The sequence below is a fragment of the Pseudomonas sessilinigenes genome (assembly GCF_003850565.1).
GTDB lineage: Bacteria > Pseudomonadota > Gammaproteobacteria > Pseudomonadales > Pseudomonadaceae > Aquipseudomonas > Aquipseudomonas sessilinigenes.
The window spans coordinates 3,775,944-3,794,815 of the sequence record NZ_CP027706.1; the positions used below are offsets into that span (position 1 = coordinate 3,775,944).

Annotated in this window: 17 protein-coding genes; 12 read left to right on the forward strand and 5 right to left on the reverse strand. The window is 63.6% G+C overall.

Annotation, left to right across the window (positions count from 1 at the left end):
• Nucleotides 1–19: 19 nt before the first annotated feature.
• The 3 genes from C4K39_RS17405 to aspA form a co-directional block, all read right to left on the reverse strand.
• The gene (locus tag C4K39_RS17405) at nt 20–664 is read right to left on the reverse strand and encodes a hypothetical protein (protein ID WP_124347073.1); all 645 of its coding nucleotides are present in this window, start codon (nt 662–664) and stop codon (nt 20–22) included.
• 97 nt (nt 665–761) lie between these two features.
• On the reverse strand, nt 762–1,487 hold the full coding sequence (locus C4K39_RS17410; RefSeq protein WP_124347074.1) for a hypothetical protein: 726 nt from the start codon (nt 1,485–1,487) through the stop codon (nt 762–764).
• 387 nt (nt 1,488–1,874) lie between these two features.
• On the reverse strand, nt 1,875–3,299 hold the full coding sequence (gene aspA, locus C4K39_RS17415) for an aspartate ammonia-lyase (RefSeq protein ID WP_068578453.1): 1,425 nt from the start codon (nt 3,297–3,299) through the stop codon (nt 1,875–1,877).
• Between the two features lie 181 nt (nt 3,300–3,480).
• On the opposite strand from aspA, the gene C4K39_RS17420 reads away from it, so the two are divergent.
• The 5 genes from C4K39_RS17420 to C4K39_RS17440 all read left to right on the forward strand — a co-directional run bounded on the left by C4K39_RS17420 (nt 3,481) and on the right by C4K39_RS17440 (nt 7,380).
• Nucleotides 3,481–4,398, forward strand: coding sequence for a LysR substrate-binding domain-containing protein (locus C4K39_RS17420; RefSeq protein WP_068578455.1), 918 nt, complete (start codon nt 3,481–3,483; stop codon nt 4,396–4,398).
• A gap of 370 nt (nt 4,399–4,768) precedes the next feature.
• The gene (gene purE / locus C4K39_RS17425) at nt 4,769–5,260 is read left to right on the forward strand and encodes a 5-(carboxyamino)imidazole ribonucleotide mutase (RefSeq protein ID WP_124347076.1); all 492 of its coding nucleotides are present in this window, start codon (nt 4,769–4,771) and stop codon (nt 5,258–5,260) included.
• A gap of 11 nt (nt 5,261–5,271) precedes the next feature.
• Entirely contained in the window at nt 5,272–6,354 is a 1,083-nt protein-coding gene (locus tag C4K39_RS17430; protein ID WP_068578456.1) for a 5-(carboxyamino)imidazole ribonucleotide synthase, read from the forward strand.
• A gap of 106 nt (nt 6,355–6,460) precedes the next feature.
• Nucleotides 6,461–6,706, forward strand: coding sequence for a GlsB/YeaQ/YmgE family stress response membrane protein (locus tag C4K39_RS17435; protein WP_068577567.1), 246 nt, complete (start codon nt 6,461–6,463; stop codon nt 6,704–6,706).
• A gap of 137 nt (nt 6,707–6,843) precedes the next feature.
• Complete coding sequence (locus tag C4K39_RS17440) at nt 6,844–7,380, forward strand: DUF3299 domain-containing protein (protein ID WP_068577569.1); 537 nt, start codon at nt 6,844–6,846, stop codon at nt 7,378–7,380.
• Nucleotides 7,381–7,434: 54 nt separating this feature from the next.
• On the opposite strand, the gene C4K39_RS17445 is transcribed toward C4K39_RS17440, so the two are convergent.
• Both C4K39_RS17445 and C4K39_RS17450 read right to left on the reverse strand, forming a co-directional pair.
• Nucleotides 7,435–8,334, reverse strand: coding sequence for a D-hexose-6-phosphate mutarotase (locus C4K39_RS17445; RefSeq protein ID WP_068577571.1), 900 nt, complete (start codon nt 8,332–8,334; stop codon nt 7,435–7,437).
• A gap of 56 nt (nt 8,335–8,390) precedes the next feature.
• Nucleotides 8,391–8,795, reverse strand: coding sequence for an acyl-CoA thioesterase (locus C4K39_RS17450; RefSeq protein WP_003229628.1), 405 nt, complete (start codon nt 8,793–8,795; stop codon nt 8,391–8,393).
• Nucleotides 8,796–9,281: 486 nt separating this feature from the next.
• Here C4K39_RS17450 and C4K39_RS17455 point away from each other — a divergent pair, with 486 nt between their 5' ends.
• The 7 genes from C4K39_RS17455 to C4K39_RS17485 all read left to right on the forward strand — a co-directional run bounded on the left by C4K39_RS17455 (nt 9,282) and on the right by C4K39_RS17485 (nt 18,808).
• Nucleotides 9,282–10,571, forward strand: coding sequence for an MFS transporter (locus tag C4K39_RS17455; RefSeq protein ID WP_176719716.1), 1,290 nt, complete (start codon nt 9,282–9,284; stop codon nt 10,569–10,571).
• A 177-nt stretch (nt 10,572–10,748) separates the two neighbouring features.
• Nucleotides 10,749–11,732, forward strand: a complete 984-nt coding sequence (locus C4K39_RS17460; protein ID WP_022641895.1) for a phosphate ABC transporter substrate-binding protein PstS — start codon at nt 10,749–10,751, stop codon at nt 11,730–11,732.
• Between the two features lie 179 nt (nt 11,733–11,911).
• The gene (locus C4K39_RS17465; protein WP_124347077.1) at nt 11,912–14,197 is read left to right on the forward strand and encodes an ABC transporter permease subunit; all 2,286 of its coding nucleotides are present in this window, start codon (nt 11,912–11,914) and stop codon (nt 14,195–14,197) included.
• Nucleotides 14,198–14,212: 15 nt separating this feature from the next.
• On the forward strand, nt 14,213–15,883 hold the full coding sequence (gene pstA / locus C4K39_RS17470; protein ID WP_085594149.1) for a phosphate ABC transporter permease PstA: 1,671 nt from the start codon (nt 14,213–14,215) through the stop codon (nt 15,881–15,883).
• 94 nt (nt 15,884–15,977) lie between these two features.
• Complete coding sequence (gene pstB / locus C4K39_RS17475; protein WP_016964959.1) at nt 15,978–16,811, forward strand: phosphate ABC transporter ATP-binding protein PstB; 834 nt, start codon at nt 15,978–15,980, stop codon at nt 16,809–16,811.
• Between the two features lie 118 nt (nt 16,812–16,929).
• Nucleotides 16,930–17,691 carry a phosphate signaling complex protein PhoU gene (phoU, locus tag C4K39_RS17480; RefSeq protein ID WP_022641892.1) on the forward strand — a complete coding sequence of 254 codons (762 nt, stop codon included), beginning with the start codon at nt 16,930–16,932 and terminating at the stop codon, nt 17,689–17,691.
• Nucleotides 17,692–17,857: 166 nt separating this feature from the next.
• Nucleotides 17,858–18,808: a response regulator gene (locus tag C4K39_RS17485; RefSeq protein WP_124347078.1), complete on the forward strand. Its 951-nt coding sequence runs from the start codon at nt 17,858–17,860 to the stop codon at nt 18,806–18,808.
• Nucleotides 18,809–18,872 lie beyond the last annotated feature (64 nt).

Below are 18,872 nucleotides of genomic sequence, written 5' to 3' on the forward strand. Positions count from 1 at the left end.
GGGGCGTCGGGGAAGGTGATCAGTTGGCGCTTGGCGCCACCGGGCAATGGCTCAGAAAAGCTTGCAGCCCTTGCTGATATTCCTCGGCGTCCATCAGTTCACTGTGTTTGGCGATGCGGCAGGCCTGGCCTTTGCGCTGCATCTGGGCATCGGCCACGTCGTAGAAATTGGCCGCTTCGCGCAGGAGCACGATCTGCCCCCAGGTCAGGCTGCTCTTGGCTCTGGGAGGTTTGCTCAGGGAGAAGCCCTGGTCGTCGAAGGTCAGGTGGTAAACGCCCTCGATAGCCTTTAACGGCGCCCGCAGGCGGGCTTCGATCAGGCGGTGATTCAGGCTGCGTAGCGGCGTGCGGTTACGAGTTCGGGCTTGTAGGCGCTGAACCCAGCGCCCGGAAAAGCGCCACCAGAGCGGGATGAAAATCAGCGCGCAGAGCACCAGGGCGATGATTTTTTCCGGAGTAAAGCGCCGTTCCGGGAAATACAGCGCCAGGGGCGCGGCGATCAGGCTCAGCAGCAGGATCAGCGGGCCGAGCAGGCGCCCTTGCCAACGTGAGGTGACGCTGGAGATCCGCGTCTGCAATTGGTCATGCTCAAGCAGCGCCTGCGGCAGTGTTTCGGCAAGCCGGGCTTCGGTGTGGGCCGGGGTGAGGCGGTACTGCAATTCCATGGCGGCTGAATCCGAGGTCCGTGTTCGGTGAGGGCGGCAGTTTACCGATTTCTGGGGGCCGGTAGCGGCGGTTTGCACGGGAACGCCGGCTCGCCGCTCAGGTTGGAAACTGTTCTATATGTCGCTCCACCCACTGGTACAGGCGTTCATCCAGTAGTGGCCTCTGCTGGTTGAAGTGGTCCTGGCGGCGGTTGAAGAGCGGGTCCTGGTTGATCCGCATGGCCAGCTCGATGGGGCATTCGTGCTCGGCATGGGCGGCCCGCACCTGCTGCTGGCGCTGATCGGCCTGTTCCAGGGTGTCCGCCAGGGTGTCGAGTTGCAGGAGCCTGAACTGAGCGATGGCCTGGGGCAGGTGAAAGTGCAGGGCGCTGTCGAAACCTTCCCAGTCCTCATAGGCCAGCCATTCGTGCAGGATCATGAAGCAGCGTGGGGCCGGGGCCAGTTGCTCCAGTCGCGCGAAATCCAGCCAGTACTGGCGTGGCAGTTGCTCGGCGGTTTCGATGGCCTGGGCAATCAGGTCCAGGGCCTGGCCCGGGTCCCGATGATGCTTGCGCAGGATGCGCTGGGTCAGGGTGAAGCGCGCTTCTTCTATAGCGTGCAGGGCGCGGTTGAGGTCGTAACCGGCGTTGAGCAGCTGTTCCCTGGCTTGCTCGGAGGGCAGGCCGGATTTGTCTACCAGCACCTGCAACAGCTCGGACTTGTAGAGCTCGGCGGCTTGTTGAGGGTTGCCTGCGCAGCGGGCGAGCAGGGCTTGGGCGTGACGCAGGCCGATGGGGAGCAGGGCGCGTAGCTGTTGCAGGGCCTGGGTGGATGTCGGGTCCATCGACGGAGTGCCTTGGTAGTCATTGCCGGCTGTGGCGGGAGGCTGATTATCCACTGCCCCGAACAAAACCTGTAGCCGCTGCCGCCGGCTGTGAACGAGCTGGGCGGCACTCCGACGAGGCGGGTGCAGCGATTTCAGGGCGAAAGCACTGCACCAGGCACATAGCGGATGTGCCGGTATCGACGGCCCCTGCGGTGCCGTTCGCAGCCTCGCGGGCTCGGCAGCGGCTACAGGGTTGGGGTGAGGTGGGGGCGGCAATTGCAGTGGCAGGGAAAAATCCCAGGCAAAAAAAAGGGCCTGGAGACTCGTCTCCAGGCCCTCAAAAGGTGAGAGGTGTCTAGTCCCTCAACCTGGTGAGCGGTGTTGCATGTTTCGGTGTCGCGGCGGTTACGCTTTCAGCGGAACCAGGCGCGGGGCAATCATGTTTTCCGGACGCAGGATGTCGTCGAGCATGGCGTCGTCCAGCAGGCCTTCTTCGCGAACCAGTTCCAGCACGCCGCGGCCGCTTTCCAGGGCGATGCGAGCGATACGGGTGGCGTTCTCGTAGCCGATGTATGGGTTCAGCGCGGTGACCAGGCCAATGGAGTGCTCAACCAGCTCGCGGCAACGGGTTTCGTTGGCGGTGATGCCGGTGATGCAGTGCTCGCGCAGCATGTCCATGGCGCGTTGCAGCAGGCGGATCGAGTCGAAGATCTTGAAGGCGATCAGCGGCTCCATCACGTTCAGTTGCAGCTGGCCGCCTTCGGCCGCGATGGTCAGGGCCAGGTCGTTGCCGATGATCTGGAACGCCACCTGGTTGACCGCTTCCGGGATAACCGGGTTGACCTTGCCGGGCATGATCGAGCTGCCGGGCTGACGCGCTGGCAGGTTGATCTCGTTGATGCCGGTACGCGGGCCGCTGGACAGCAGGCGCAGGTCGTTGCAGATCTTCGACAGCTTGACCGCGGTGCGCTTGAGCATGCCGGAGAACAGCACGAAGGCACCCATGTCGGAGGTGGCTTCGATCAGGTCGGCCGCCGGGACCAGCGGCTGGCCGCTGATGGTGGCCAGGCGTTGCACGGCCAGGTTCTGGTAGCGCGGGTCGGCGTTGATGCCGGTACCGATGGCGGTGCCGCCCAGGTTGACTTCGGTCAGTACTTCCGGCGCCAGGGTCTTCAGGCGGGCCAGGTCTTCACCCAGGGTGGTGGCGAAGGCGTGGAACTCCTGGCCGAGGGTCATCGGCACGGCGTCTTGCAGCTGGGTACGGCCCATCTTCAGGACGTGGCTGAACTCTTCACCCTTGGCGGCGAACGACTGGATCAGGCTATCGAGGCTGGCCAGCAGTGCGTCGTGACCCAGCAGCAGACCCAGGCGGATCGCGGTCGGGTAGGCGTCGTTGGTCGACTGCGCCATGTTCACGTCGTTGTTCGGGTGCAGGTACTGATATTCGCCCTTGCTGTGGCCCATGGCCTCCAGCGCGATGTTGGCGATGACTTCGTTGGCATTCATGTTGGTCGAAGTGCCAGCGCCGCCTTGAATCATGTCCACCACGAACTCTTCGTGGAAGTCGCCGCGGATCAGGCGGGCACAGGCCTCGCTGATGGCCGCATGCTTGGCTTCGCTCAGGTGACCCAGTTCGCGGTTGGCGTCAGCAGCTGCCTGCTTGACCATCGCCAGGGCCACGACCAGTTTTGGGTAATGCGAAATCGGAACGCCCGAGAGGCGGAAGTTGTTTACCGCTCGCAGGGTCTGGATGCCGTAATACGCTTGAGCCGGTACTTCGAGTACGCCAAGCAGATCTTTTTCTGTACGGAAAGATGCAGCGGAGGACATGACGGAAATCATCTCGGTAGGGACCCGGTCTGTGCCGGGAACGCTGCGAATCCTAGGGCTAAGGGTAATTTAGAGCCAATGCTGTTAAACACTGGCCTATGCATATTCGGCATAATGCCCATGTGACGCCGCTTTGCCGGCGAGCGTGTGACCTAAAATGGTGCGTGTCCGGGAGGACGTGATGAATCTGGAAAGCAAATGGCTCGAGGACTTCAGTGCCCTGGCCGCCACCCGTAGCTTCTCGCAGGCCGCCGAGCGTCGCTTCGTGACCCAGCCAGCGTTCAGCCGACGCATCCGCAGCCTGGAGGCCGCCCTGGGCCTGACCTTGGTCAACCGTTCGCGCACGCCGGTGGAGCTGACGGCGGCCGGGCAGCTGTTCCTGGTGACGGCGCGCACTGTGGTCGAGCAGCTCGGCGAAGTGGTGCGCCATCTGCACCATCTGGAAGGGGGGCAGGGCGAGGTGATGCAGGTGGCGGCGGCCCACTCCCTGGCCCTGGGGTTCTTTCCACGCTGGATCGCACAACTGCGCAACGAGGGCCTGAACATTGCCACCCGGTTGGTGGCGACCAACGTCGGCGATGCGGTACACGCCCTGCGTGAGGGCGGTTGTGACCTGATGCTGGCTTTCTATGACCCGGACGCGGCCTTGCAGATGGACTCGGAAATCTTCCCCTCGCTGCACCTGGGGCACACCGAGATGCTTCCGGTCTGCGCCGCCGATGCCCAAGGCAAGCCGCTGTTCGACCTGGAAGGCGAAGCCAGCGTGCCGTTGCTGGCCTACAGCGCCGGGGCCTTCCTCGGGCGATCGGTCAATCTGCTGCTGCGCCAGCGCAACCTGCGTTTCACGACCGTCTATGAGACCGCCATGGCCGATAGCCTCAAGAGCATGGCCCTGGAAGGCCTGGGTATTGCCTGGGTGCCGCAATTGAGCGTGCGCGCCGAGCTGGCCCGGGGCGAGCTGGTGGTGTGCGGTGGCGCGCAATGGCATGTGCCGCTGGAGATCCGCCTGTACCGCTGTGCCCTGGTGCGCAAGGCCAACGTGCGCCTGCTGTGGCGCAAGCTCGAGGGCGCCGCGGCGCAGGGTGCGAGCAACCCATGACCCTGTAGCCGCCGGTGAGGCTGCGACAAGGCCCGCCGGGCCTTCGGGTGCGTGGCCGACTGGACCTTTTCTGCGGCCGTTGTGCGCCCGTGCGTCGCCTGTGGCCGCGGCTACAGGAAACCGGCAGGGCCGCAGGGATTTCCAATGTGGGGCGGCTGACTTCAAAGTCAATAAAACCGGGCCTTTGGGCAAAGAAGGCCAGTGTGTCGCAGGTGGTCGGTGAACGTGTGTCGCGGACATTTTTTTGGGTATACTGCGCGGCCTCCGGCCGGTTTACCTGGCCAGAATTCGTACAACAAGCCACGCCATTTTGCGTGGCTTGTTGTTTTTTGACGCGCCTGCGGGCGCCCAGAGAGAAAGAGGCACGACGATGAGTGCACTGGTTGGCGTGATCATGGGCTCCAAGTCCGATTGGTCCACCCTTAGCCACACCGCCGATATGCTGGATAAACTCGGCATCCCCTACGAGGTGAAGGTGGTTTCCGCACACCGCACCCCGGACCTGCTGTTCCAGTACGCCGACGAGGCCGAATCGCGTGGCATCGAGGTGATCATCGCCGGTGCCGGTGGCGCGGCCCACCTGCCAGGCATGTGTGCGGCCAAGACCCACCTGCCGGTGCTGGGCGTGCCGGTGCAGTCCTCGATGCTCTCGGGCGTGGATTCGCTGCTGTCGATCGTGCAGATGCCCGCCGGCATCCCGGTAGCGACCCTGGCCATCGGCAAGGCTGGTGCGATCAACGCCGCCCTGCTCTCGGCGAGCATCCTGGGCGCCAAGCACCCGCAGTTCCATGCGGTGCTGAAAAAATTCCGTGCTGAACAGACAGACAGCGTCCTGGACAATCCAGACCCGCGCGTCGCCTGAGGTCGTTGACGATGAAGATCGGTGTAATCGGTGGCGGCCAGCTGGGCCGCATGTTGGCCCTGGCGGGAACCCCGCTGGGAATGAACTTCGCTTTCCTCGACCCGGCGCCGGATGCCTGCGCAGCCGCCCTGGGCGAACACCTGCGGGCCGATTACGGCGACCAGGATCACCTGCGCCAGTTGGCCGACGAGGTGGACCTGGTGACCTTCGAATTCGAGAGCGTGCCGGCCGAGACCGTGGCCTTCCTGTCGCAATTCGTGCCGGTCTACCCGAGCGCCGAGGCACTGCGCATCGCTCGTGACCGCTGGTTCGAGAAGAGCATGTTCAAGGACCTGGGGATTCCCACCCCCGAGTTCGCCGACATCCAGTCCCAGGCCGACCTGGACGCCGCGGTGGCGCGCATCGGCCTGCCGGCCGTGCTCAAGACCCGGACCCTGGGCTACGACGGCAAGGGCCAGAAGGTCCTGCGCAGCGCCGCCGATGTCGAGGGTACCTTCGCCGAGCTGGGCAGCGTGCCGTGCCTGCTGGAAGGCTTCGTGCCGTTCACTGGCGAAGTGTCGCTGATCGCCGTGCGTGCCCGCGATGGCGAGACCCGGTTCTACCCGTTGGTGCACAACACCCACGACAGCGGCATCCTGCGCCTGTCGGTGGCCAGCAGCGATCACCCGTTGCAGGCGCTGGCCGAGGATTACTCCAGCCGCGTGCTCAAGCAACTGGACTACGTGGGCGTGATGGCGTTCGAGTTCTTCGAGGTGGACGGGGGCCTGAAGGCCAACGAAATCGCCCCGCGGGTACACAACTCCGGGCACTGGACGACCGAAGGCAGCCAGTGCAGCCAGTTCGAAAACCACCTGCGGGCGGTGGCCGGCCTGCCGCTGGGTTCCACTGCCAAGGTGGGCGAGAGCGCCATGATCAACTTCATCGGTGAAGTACCGCCGGTGGACAAGGTCATCAGCATCGACGACTGCCATCTGCATCACTACGGCAAGGCTTTCAAGGTCGGGCGCAAGGTCGGCCATGCCAACCTGCGCTGTGCCGACCAGGCGACCCTGCAGGCGCAGATCCTCAAGGTCCAGGCGCTGGTCGCCGAATAACAAATGCACCGGCTGGCGGGAACCTTCGTTTCCCGCCGTTCTCTGATAGCAGGATGCCAAGGCGCTGACTAGGCTTTGGTTTACCCACTCCTACAGAGGAACAGCCATGGGCATTATCGGAACCATTTTCATCGGCTTGATCGTTGGTCTGCTCGCGCGTTTCCTCAAGCCGGGAGACGACAGCATGGGTTGGATCATGACCATCCTGCTGGGTATCGGCGGCTCGCTGGCGGCTACCTACGGTGGCCAGGCACTGGGCATCTACCAGGCTGGCCAGGGCGCAGGCTTCATCGGTGCAGTGGTGGGCGCGATCATCCTGCTGGTGATCTACGGCTTCATCAAGAAGAGCTGAGCCGGTGCACAAGCCCCCTTCGCCGCTCGGGCGGAGGGGTGCGATTTTCTTCATCTGAAACTTCAACGCAGCCGATGGTTTGGGCACTAGAATGCCCGCGTTTGTCCGTCCTTTCTTTTTGACCGAGCACCACCCTCATGCGTCGTCTCTTATTGACCCTCGTTCTGCTGGGCTGCGGCCTGGCCCAGGCCGGCGAGCTGCCGGAAACCGATTGGCTGGAGCTGATGCCCAAGTCCGATCAGAAAGCCCTGGAGCAGATGCCGGAAATCGACCACAACTCGCCCGAAGCCAACGGCACCTTTACCCAGAAGGGTGGCTTGAAGCAGAGCAAGGGCTTGCCGGCAGTGATGTATTCCACCAAGACCGTGGCGGCCATGAACGGCAAGCAGATCCGCATTGGTGGTTATCCGGTGCCTTTGGAGGCTGATGCCAAGGGACGCAGCACGCTGTTCTTCCTGGTGCCTTACCCAGGGGCCTGCATCCATGTGCCGCCACCGCCGCCCAACCAGCTGGTGCTGGTGCGCTTTCCCAAGGGCGTGAAGCTCGACGACATCTACACGCCGCTATGGGTGACAGGTGCCTTGAAGATCGAGAAGGTCAGCAATGACCTGGCGGATGCGGCCTATGCCCTGGATGCGGCGAAGGTGCGGGTGGTGCAGGAGTCGGATTTGTAGCCGGCAAGAGGGTTGGCTGCGGGGAAGGAACGACTCCTTCCCCATGGCCTGCAGTCAGAGCGCGATGCTGTCGATGCTGACGCTCAAGGTGTGGCTGGCGCCGGGAGCCAGGGTCACGATGTCGTCCATCACGTTGGCGGTCTCGATGCACAGCATGCGTTGCCAGCCATCGTCGGCCATGTCGCTGAACTGCGCGGCGCGGTCGATCCACGGGTTCCAGATCACCGCGGTGCGCGAGCCCTGGCTGGCCAGGCGGATGCGACGTTGCCAGTGCGGATCGACGATATCCAGTTGCGCCGGCGCATCCAGGTAGATGCGGTCGGTTTCCCCGGTGAAATGCAGGTCGCCGTCCTGGCGCTTGGTCGCCCAGTCCTCCAGGGTCTCGATGTAGTCCAGGCCGTCCACGCCTTCGACATGGACCTGGCGTACATCACTGACCGCGAAGTAGCTGTGTAGCGCCTGGCTGATGCTGACGCTCTGGCTGCCCTGGTTATGGCTGGTCAGGCTGATGTGCAATTGCTGGTCGAGGCGGATCAGCAGGCTGGGCTCCACCTGGTGCGGCCAGCCAGGAAAGCCGCCTTCGGGGCAGGGCAGGCGCAAGCGCACCAGCAGGCTCTCGCCTTCGCTCTCGATGCCTTGCAGTTCCCAGTCGGTGGCGCGGACCAGACCGTGGGCCGGCGCCGCGTCGCTGCCCTGGCGCATGGCCTGGACGCTCTGTGGATTGCGCGCGAAGTTGCCGAACCACGGCCAGCATACGGGGACGCCGGCGCGGATACTCTTGCCAGCCTTGAACCGGGCTTCTTCGTTCAGCCAGATCAGCGGCGGTTGTCCGGCCAGCTGGTAGCTGAGAATGTGCGCGCCCTGCTGGGCCACCAGTAGTTCGGCATCGCCGTGGCGGATCCGCCAGCAGTTCAGTTCGTCCAGTTTCACCGTTTCAACGTGGGGCGTAGGCATCGTGGTTCTCGTGCGAAAGGCTGGGCTGCCATGGACCGCATGGCAGCCGCGCGGGTTTAACGTGCCCTGGGCGGGACCGAACGGGTGCGACCGCTACCGTCGATGGCGACGAACACGAACACCGCCTCGGTGACCTTGCGCCATTCGCTGGACAGCGGATCGTCGCTCCACACTTCGACCATCATCTGGATCGAGCTGCGGCCGATCTCCAGGGTCTGGGTATAGAACGACAGTTGCGCGCCGACGGCCACCGGCACCAGGAACGCCATGCGATCGATGGCCACGGTAGCCACCCGGCCACCGGCGACGCGGCTGGCCATGGCGGTGCCCGCCAGGTCCATCTGGGCCACCAGCCAACCGCCGAAAATATCGCCAAAGCCGTTGGTTTCGCGCGGCAGGGCGGTGATTTGCAGGGCCAGGTCGCCTTGCGGGATTGGATCTTCTTGTTCGAGCTCTATCATGCCGAGGGGCCTCTGACCCGTGACGCTTCATGGGTACTTCAGGTGAATAGCCGTCTTCAGGAAAAACGATTCAGCCCGAACATACTACGTTCGTCACGTTCTTTCTAAGGCGTGCTAAAGGGAAACTCTGCGAAACCGGCTGTTCATGCACAGGGGAAGCATTGCGCGCCGGGCACTGTGGGTGGGGCATGCAATGGTGTTCCGGCCTTGTCTTGCTTGCGTCGGGAGGTTCCCGGCGGTCATGAATACAACGGCGTTTTCGCACAACAACCCTTGCCGGGAGCGGCTCTGCGCGCCGGGCCCTGCGAGTATATCGGTCGGTAGACTCCGCGACGACCCGTCTGGTTCGCAATTTTGTGCGTCATTTGTGCGTCGCTGTGTAGGTGTTCGAACAATTTGCTATCGTGCCGAACCTGCCAGGCCCCAACCAGAGCTGTTGCGGCTTCCAGAACCAACTAATAAGAGAAGCCCCTTGCCATGACCACAGTGCCCTCGAGCGCCGCGCAATCAGCGCCTCCCGCCCGTCCCTTGACTCGTAGTGACTACAAGACCCTGTCGCTGTCCGCCCTGGGCGGCGCGCTGGAGTTCTATGACTTCATCATCTTCGTGTTCTTCGCCACTGTGGTGGGCAAGCTGTTCTTCCCGGCGGACATGCCCGAATGGCTGCGCTTGATGCAGACCTTCGGCATCTTTGCCGCCGGCTACCTGGCCCGCCCCCTGGGCGGGATCGTCATGGCCCACTTCGGCGACCTGCTGGGGCGCAAGAAGATGTTCACCCTGAGCATCTTCATGATGGCGGTACCGACCCTGATCATGGGCCTGTTGCCCACCTATGAGCAGATCGGTCTGTGGGCACCGGTGCTGCTGTTGCTGATGCGGGTGATCCAGGGCGCGGCCATCGGTGGCGAAGTGCCCGGGGCCTGGGTGTTCGTTTCCGAGCACGTGCCGGCGCGGCACATCGGCTACGCCTGCGGCACCCTGACCTCGGGGTTGACCGCCGGCATTCTCCTGGGTTCGCTGGTGGCCACGGCCATCAACAGCATCTATACCCCGGAAGAAGTGGCGGCCTATGCCTGGCGCGTGCCGTTCCTGCTGGGTGGGGTGTTCGGCCTGTTCTCGGTGTACCTGCGTCGCCTGCTCCACGAGACCCCGGTGTTCGCCGAGCTGCAACTGCGCAAGGCCCTGGCCGAGGAGCTGCCGCTGCGGGCGGTGCTGCGTGACCATCGCGGCGCGATCCTGATCTCCATGCTGCTGACCTGGCTGCTGTCGGCCGGGATCATCGTGGTGATCCTGATGACCCCCACCGTGTTGCAGACGGTCTACAAGTTCTCGGCCATCACCGCCCTTGAGGCCAACAGCCTGGCCATCGTGTTCCTGAGCCTGGGCTGCGTGCTGTTCGGCAGCCTGGCCGACCGTTTCGGTGCCGGGCGGGTGTTCGTCTTCGGCAGCCTGCTGTTGCTGGCTTCGTCCTGGGTCTTCTACCACGTGCTGCAAGACAACCCGCACCTGCTGTTCCCGCTCTACGCCCTGACCGGCCTGTGCGTCGGCCTCGTCGGCGCGGTGCCCTACGTGATGGTCCGCGCCTTCCCGGCGGCGGTGCGCTTCAGCGGCCTGTCGTTCTCCTACAACCTGGCCTACGCAATCTTTGGCGGGCTGACGCCGATGGTGGTGACCTGGATGCTCAAGAGCAGCCCCATGGCCCCGGCCTACTACGTGGCGATCATCTGCGGCATCGGCCTGCTCTCGGGGCTGTACCTGTGGAAGAAGGGTCGCTGAAACCTGCTGCGACACCTGTATGAACGGCGCTCTGCGGCGCTTGTGAAAAAAAGGCCAGCTCGCGAGTCTCGTGATGCTGGCCTTTCATCTAATTGTCATATTCCGGACATAGAGTGTTCACACGGCCTACAGATACTTGGCCCCGACTTAACACACCCTATCTGCTAGGAGTAAGGCATGAAACTGAAGCGTTTGATGGCGGCAATGACCTTCGTCGCCGCTGGCGTTGCGACTGCCCACGCGGTTGCCGCTGTCGACCCTGCTATCCCGAGCTACACCAAGACCACTGGTGTGTCGGGCAACCTGTCCAGCGTCGGTTCCGATACCCTGGCCAACCTGATGACCCTGTGGGCCGAGCACTACAAGAAAGAATATCCGAACGTAAACATCCAGATTCAGGCCGCTGGCTCCGCCACCGCGCCACCCGCGCTGACCGAGGGCACCTCCAACCTGGGCCCTATGAGCCGCAAGATGAAGGACACCGAGCTGGCGGCCTTCGAACAGAAGTACGGCTACAAGCCAACCGCCATCCCGGTTGCCGTGGACGCCCTGGCCGTATTCGTGCACAAGGACAACCCGATCCAGCACCTGACCATGGAGCAGGTCGACGCGATCTTCTCCTCGACCCGCCTGTGCGGTGCCAAGGAAGAAGTGAAGACCTGGGGTGACCTGGGCGTGAAGGGCGACCTGGCCAACAAGCCAGTGCAGCTGTTCGGTCGCAACTCGGTATCCGGCACCTACGGCTACTTCAAGGAAGAAGCCCTGTGCAAAGGCGACTACAAGCCTAACGTCAACGAGCAGCCAGGTTCGGCTTCGGTCGTGCAGTCCATCAGCTCCTCGCTGAACGGCATCGGCTACTCGGGCATCGGCTACAAGACCGCCAGCGTGAAGACCGTGGCCCTGGCCAAGAAAGGCAGCAGCGACTTCATCGAAGACACCGAAGAAAACGCCCTGAACGGCAAGTACCCGCTGTCGCGCTTCCTGTACGTCTACGTCAACAAGGCCCCGAACAAGCCTCTGGCCCCGCTGGAAGCCGAGTTCGTGAAACTGGTTCTGTCCAAGCAGGGTCAGGAAGTGGTCGTGAAGGACGGTTACATCCCACTGCCAGCCAAAGTCGCCGCCAAGGCCCTGGCTGACCTGGGTCTGAAAGAAGGCGCATAAACCGCCGCCAAAGGTCCGGCCCGGCCGGACCTTTTCGCAGCAGCCGGCCTTTGGGTCAACCACCCCGGCCGGCTCCTGCCACCTCCATTTTCTGTCCGCTGCAGGCCCAGCCACGCGGCGGATTTGTTGCGTCACTGCATTGTCATCTTTCTGTCATACAGGATCGCTAGGGTGTGCGCATGAATGATCTGGCCAATTCCACCATGACTACGACTTCTCCCCCCAAGCGCATTGACTTCAATACGCCTGAACTGCAACGCAAGCGCCGCATCCGTGCGCTCAAGGACCGCCTGACCCGTTGGTACGTCCTCGTCGGCGGCCTGGCCGTCCTGGCGGCGATCACCCTGATCTTCTTCTTCCTGGCCTACGTCGTCGCCCCGCTGTTCCAGGGCGCCGAGCTGACCTCCAAGGACCCCCTGACGCCCGCCTGGATGCAAGACGCCGGTAAGCCCCTGATGTTCTCCCTGGAAGAGCAGAACCAGGTCGGCATGCGCGTTTCCGACAAGGGCCAGGCGCTGTTCTTCGATATCGATAACGGCGCCGAGCTGCGCAAGGTCGACCTGCCGATCCCGGCGGGCACCCGCGTCACCTCCATCGGCAAGGACCAGCCCGGTATCCCCATGGTGGTGGTCGGCTTGTCCAACGGCCAGGCCCTGGTGTTCCGCCACACCTATAAAGTCAGCTACCCGGATGGCAAGAAGACCATCTCCCCGGCGATCGAATACCCCTACGGCGAAGCCCCGATCACCCTCAACGCAGAAGGCGGCGCGCTGGAGCACGTCAACCTCAACGCCAGCGATACCACGTTGGTGCTGGCCGGCTCCACCGGTTCGCAGCTGCATGTGCTGAAGCTCTCGCGCGAAGAAAACATGATGACCGGCGAGGTCACCAGCGAGCAGAGCGCCATCGACCTGCCGCAGATGACCGAACCGGTCAAGGCCATGTACATCGACCCACGCCAGCAGTGGCTGTACGTGATCAACGGCCGTGCCCAGGCTGATGTCTTCAGCCTGCGGGACAAGAGCCTCAACGGCCGCTACAAACTGCTGGAGGACGCCAATACCGAAGTCACCGCCAGCGCCCAGTTGGTGGGCGGCATCTCGCTGATCATCGGTACTTCCAAGGGTGGCCTGGCCCAGTGGTTCATGGCCCGTGACCCGGACGGCGAGCTGCGCCTGAAGCAGATCCGCACCTTCCAGATGGGCACCGCGCCCATCGTTGAAATCACCGCCGAAGAGCGCCGCAAGGGCTTCGTCGCCCTGGACGCCGCCGGCAAGCTCGGGGTCTTCCACAGTACCGCCCACCGCACCCTATTGGTGGACCAGGTGGTGGATGGCCAGGGCCTGTTCGGCCTGTCGCCTCGCGCCAACCGGGTGATCGTCGAGGCCGGTGGCAAGCTGCAACCCCTGGTGCTGGACAACCCGCACCCGGAAGTGTCCTGGAGCGCGCTGTGGAGCAAGGTCTGGTACGAGAACTACGACGAGCCCAAGTACGTCTGGCAGTCCACGGCGGCCAACACTGACTTCGAACCCAAGCTGAGCCTGTCGCCGCTGACTTTCGGCACCTTGAAGGCCGCCTTCTACGCCATGCTGCTGGCGGCCCCGCTGGCCGTGGCCGCGGCGATCTACACCGCCTACTTCATGGCCCCCGGCATGCGCCGCAAGGTCAAGCCGGTGATCGAGCTGATGGAGGCGATGCCGACGGTGATCCTCGGCTTCTTCGCCGGCCTGTTCCTGGCGCCCTATGTCGAAGGCCACCTGCCGGGCATCTTCAGCCTGCTGGTGCTGCTGCCGATCGGCATCCTGGTGGCCGGCTTCACCTGGAGCCGCCTGCCCGAGTCCCTGCGCCTGAAGGTGCCGGACGGTTGGGAGAGCGCGATCCTGATCCCGGTGATCATCCTGGTCGGCTTCCTCTCGCTGTACCTGAGCCCGTTCATGGAGAACTGGTTCTTCGGCGGCGACATGCGCATGTGGATCTCCCACGACTTAGGGATCACCTACGACCAGCGCAACGCCCTGGTGGTGGGCCTGGCCATGGGCTTCGCGGTGATCCCGAACATCTACTCCATCGCCGAAGACGCCGTGTTCAGCGTGCCCCGTGGCCTGACCCTGGGCTCCCTGGCCCTGGGCGCCACCCCATGGCAGACCATGACCCGTGTGGTGATCCTCACCGCCAGCCCGGGCATCTTCTCGGCCCTGATGATCGGCATGGGCCGCGCCGTGGGCGAGACCATGATCGTGCTGATGGCCACCGGCAACACCCCGGTCATGGAGATGAACCTGTTCGAAGGCTTGCGCACCCTGGCGGCCAACGTCGCGGTGGAAATGCCGGAATCGGAAGTCGGCGGCAGCCACTACCGCGTGCTGTTCCTCTCGGCGCTGGTACTGCTGTTGTTCACCTTCATCATGAACACCCTCGCCGAGCTGATCCGTCAGCGTCTGCGCAAGAAATACTCGTCGCTTTAAGAAAGGTAGAAGTCTGTGAAACAGAACTCCCTCAAAGACTGGTTCAAGAGCGGCGCCCCCGGCGTCTGGATCAGCGGTGGCGCAGTGTCCATCGCGGTCATCATGACCATCGGCCTGCTGGCGGTGATCGCCGTGCGCGGCCTGGGCCACTTCTGGCCGGCGGACCTGGTGCATGCCAGCTACGACGTGCCCGGCCAGGCCAATCACCTGGTGGTCGGTGAAGTGGTGCAAAAGGAAGAAGTGCCCCGGGCGCGCCTGAAGAGTGCCGGCTTGCCGGTGCCCGACCAGGGCCCTGAGTTCATGACCCGCGAGTTGCTCAAGGTGGGCAACCGCGACCTGAACGGCAGCGACTTCACCTGGATCGTCGGCGAGTGGCTGACCAACCAGAGCTACCCCAAGGAACTGATGGCCATCGAGCGCCGTGAGTGGGGCAACTTCTACGGCTACCTGGTCAACGTCAAGGAAAACGGCAAGGTGGTCGCCGAGGGCGAAGCCGCCTGGCCCGAGCTGCAGGCGCGGATCGACCGGGTGAACAAGCTGGCGACCCAGCTCAAGAGTCTGGAGAAGTCCGACATCGGTGCGATCAACGCCGGCCTGGAGCGCATCCGCCTGCACGGTCGCAAGCTGGAACTGGCTGGCAAGCTGGACGCCGCCGCCCAGGCCGACATGGATGCCGAGCGCGCCGAACTCAACGCCCGCTATCAGGACATCGAGGCCCGCCTGAGCGAGCTGCATACCCAGTTCAACCGCGACAGCCTGACCGCCCGCGATGCCAACGGCAAGGAAGTGGAGATCGGCCTGGGCAAGGTGGTGCATGCCTACCAGCCGAACGCCATGGGCACCTTCACCAAGGTCGGCTTCTACTTCAGCAAGGTCTGGGAGTTCCTCAGCGACGACCCACGGGAAGCCAACACCGAAGGCGGGATCTTCCCGGCCATCTTCGGCACCGTGATGATGACCCTGATCATGGCCATGATCGTGACCCCGTTCGGCGTGCTGGCGGCGGTCTACCTGCGTGAATACGCCAAGCAGAACGCCCTGACCCGGGTGATCCGCATCGCCGTGAACAACCTGGCGGGCGTGCCGGCCATCGTCTACGGCGTGTTCGGCCTGGGCTTCTTCGTCTACGTGCTGGGCGGGTCCCTGGACCGCCTGTTCTTCCCTGAGGCACTGCCGGCGCCGACCTTCGGCACCCCGGGCCTGCTCTGGGCGTCCCTGACCCTGGCGCTGCTGGCGGTGCCGGTGGTGATCGTGGCCACCGAGGAAGGCCTGGCGCGGATCCCGCGGACTGTACGCGAAGGCTCCCTGGCCCTGGGCGCGACCAAGGCCGAGACCCTGTGGAAGATCGTCCTGCCCATGGCCAGCCCGGCGATGATGACCGGCATGATCCTTGCCGTGGCCCGTGCCGCCGGCGAAGTGGCGCCGCTGATGCTGGTGGGTGTGGTGAAGCTGGCGCCGTCGCTGCCGGTGGATGGCAACTACCCGTACCTGCACCTGGACCAGAAGATCATGCACCTGGGCTTCCATATCTACGACGTCGGCTTCCAGAGCCCTAACGTCGAGGCCGCGCGGCCGCTGGTGTACGCCACCGCGTTGCTGCTGGTGCTGGTGATCGCCGTGCTCAACCTGTCGGCGGTATGGATCCGTAACCACCTGCGCGAGAAGTACAAGGCGCTGGACAGCTAAAGCCATTAGCCACAAGCGGCAAGCTACAAGCCGCTTTTGCTCAAAACTTGCGGCTTGCAGCTAGAAGCTTGCAGCTACGAACGGAGTGAGACCCATGCAACACGAAACCCATACCCACGGCATCAACATGTCCGCCCTGGGTCGCGACAAGCAGAGCCTGAGCCTGGAGCAGGAAACCGTGGCGATCGAAGTGCCCGGCTTGAGCCTGTTCTACGGCGAGAAGCAAGCGCTGTTCGACGTCAGCATGAACATTCCCAAGCAGCGCGTGACCGCCTTCATCGGCCCGTCCGGCTGCGGCAAGTCGACCCTGCTGCGCACCTTCAACCGCATGAACGACCTGGTGGACGGTTGCCGTGTGGAAGGCGCCATCAACCTGTACGGCAACAACATCTACCGCAAGGGCGAGGATGTGGCCGAGCTGCGTCGCCGGGTGGGCATGGTGTTCCAGAAGCCCAACCCGTTTCCCAAGACCATCTACGAGAACGTGGTCTATGGCCTGCGCATCCAGGGCATCAACAAGAAGCGCGTGCTCGACGAAGCCGTGGAGTGGGCGCTCAAGGGTGCGGCCCTGTGGGATGAGGTCAAGGACCGCCTGCACGACTCGGCCCTGGGCCTGTCCGGTGGTCAGCAGCAGCGCCTGGTGATCGCCCGCACCATCGCCGTGGAGCCGGAAGTGCTGCTGCTGGACGAACCCTGCTCGGCCCTGGACCCAATCTCGACCCTGAAGGTCGAGGAACTGATCTACGAGCTCAAGTCCAAGTTCACCATCGTCATCGTGACCCACAACATGCAGCAGGCGGCGCGGGTCTCGGACTACACCGCGTTCATGTACATGGGCAAACTGGTGGAGTTCGGCGATACCGACACCCTGTTCACCAACCCGGCCAAGAAGCAGACCGAAGACTACATCACCGGGCGCTATGGCTAGGAACAGCTGCAAGCCGCAAGCTTCAAGCGGCAAGACAGAAGCGGTAGGCGATATCCGGATCAATATTTAACTGCTTGAAGCTTGCGGCTTGAAGCTTGCAACTTTCGCGGAGCGAACCATGATTTCGAAGGAAGGCTTAACCCATCACATCTCTCAGCAGTTCAATGCCGAGCTGGAAGAGGTGCGTAGCCACCTGCTGGCCATGGGCGGGCTGGTGGAGAAACAAGTCAATGACGCCGTCACCGCACTGATCGAGGCCGACTCCGGGCTGGCCCAGCAAGTGCGCGAGATCGACGAGCAGATCAACCAGATGGAGCGCAACATCGACGAGGAGTGCCTGCGCATCCTCGCCCGGCGCCAGCCTGCGGCTTCCGACCTGCGCCTGATCATCAGCATCTCCAAGTCGGTGATCGACCTGGAGCGCATCGGCGACGAAGCCACCAAGATCGCCCGCCGGGCCATCCAGCTGTGCGAGGAGGGCGAGGCCCCGCGTGGCTACGTCGAAGTGCGGCATATCGGCGACCAGGTGCGCAACATGGTGCGTGACGCGCTGGACGCCTTCGCCCGGTTCGACGCCGAACTGGCCCTGTCGGTGGCCCAGTACGACAAGATCATCGACCGCGAGTACAAGACCGCGCTGCGCGAGCTGGCCACCTACATGATGGAAGACCCGCGCTCTATCTCGCGGGTTTTGAGCATCATCTGGGTATTGCGCTCGCTGGAGCGGATCGGCGATCACGCGCGCAACATCTCCGCGCTGGTGATCTACCTGGTGCGTGGCACCGATGTGCGCCACCTGGGCCTCAAGCGCATGAAGGAAGAAGTTGAAGGACCGGCTGGCGATTCGGCTAATGTTCCGGGTGAAGCTGACGATAATTAAGATTGCCCGAGAAGAGCGCCCGGCCTTTTGGCCGGGCGTTTTTGTTTGCGGTCCTTGAATTCGAAAAGCAGCACCCGCGAACGAAAAGTCCCGGCGTGACTGAAGAGTTTTGGCAAAGTGCCATCAGCCAGCGTTATGCTTGCCGGGATTTTTAGAGGGGTGGTCGATGAGTAAGGTAAGTGTGTTGGTGGTGGACGACGCGTCGTTCATTCGTGACCTGGTGAAGAAGTGCCTGCGCAACTACTTCCCCGGCATCAAGATCGAAGACGCGGTCAACGGCAAGAAGGCCCAGGCGATGCTCGCCCGCGAAGCCTTCGACCTGGTCCTGTGCGATTGGGAAATGCCGGAAATGTCCGGCCTGGAACTGCTGACCTGGTGCCGTGGCCAGGAAGCGCTCAAGGCCATGCCGTTCGTCATGGTGACCAGCCGAGGCGACAAGGAAAACGTGGTGCAGGCGATCCAGGCCGGGGTTTCCGGCTATGTCAGCAAGCCCTTCACCAACGAACAGCTGCTGACCAAGGTCAAGCAGGCGCTGAACAAGGTCGGCAAGCTCGACACCCTGATGAACAGCGCGCCGACCAAGATGAACTCCGCCTTTGGCAACGACTCCCTGAGCGCCCTGACCGGTGGCAAGGCCGAGGTGGTCGCCCCGGCAGCCCGGCCAGCTGCTCCAGCCGCTCCGGCAGCCGCTGCACCAGCCCCGGCTGCGGCGCCATCCCGTGGCCTGCTCAATAGCCCACCGGTCAAGGCGCCTGCCGCCGCTGCTGCCGCCAGTGGTGGCCGTGGCCAGGGCCAACTGCGCTTGCCTGGCGGTACCCAGCCTTGCGTGATCAAGGCGCTGAGCATCAAGGAAGCGTTGTTGGTGGTAAAGCGCACCGAGAACCTGCCGCAGGTGCTGGACAGCGCGGTACTGGACCTGGAGCAGGGCGAGAACGCCGAAGTGGCGCGGCTCAATGGCTACCTGCATGCGGTGGTGGCGCACGAGCCGAAGCCCGACAGCGATTGGCTGCAGCTGACCTTCCGTTTCGTCGACCAGGATGCGCAGAAGCTGGACTACATCTCGCGCCTGATCGCCCGCGGCACTGCGCAGAAGCACTTCGTTCCAGGCGCGGGCTGATCCTCGCCGGCCCTTCGCTGTAGGAACTGCCAAGCCCGCTCCTACAGCGAAGCGCAAATCTGCT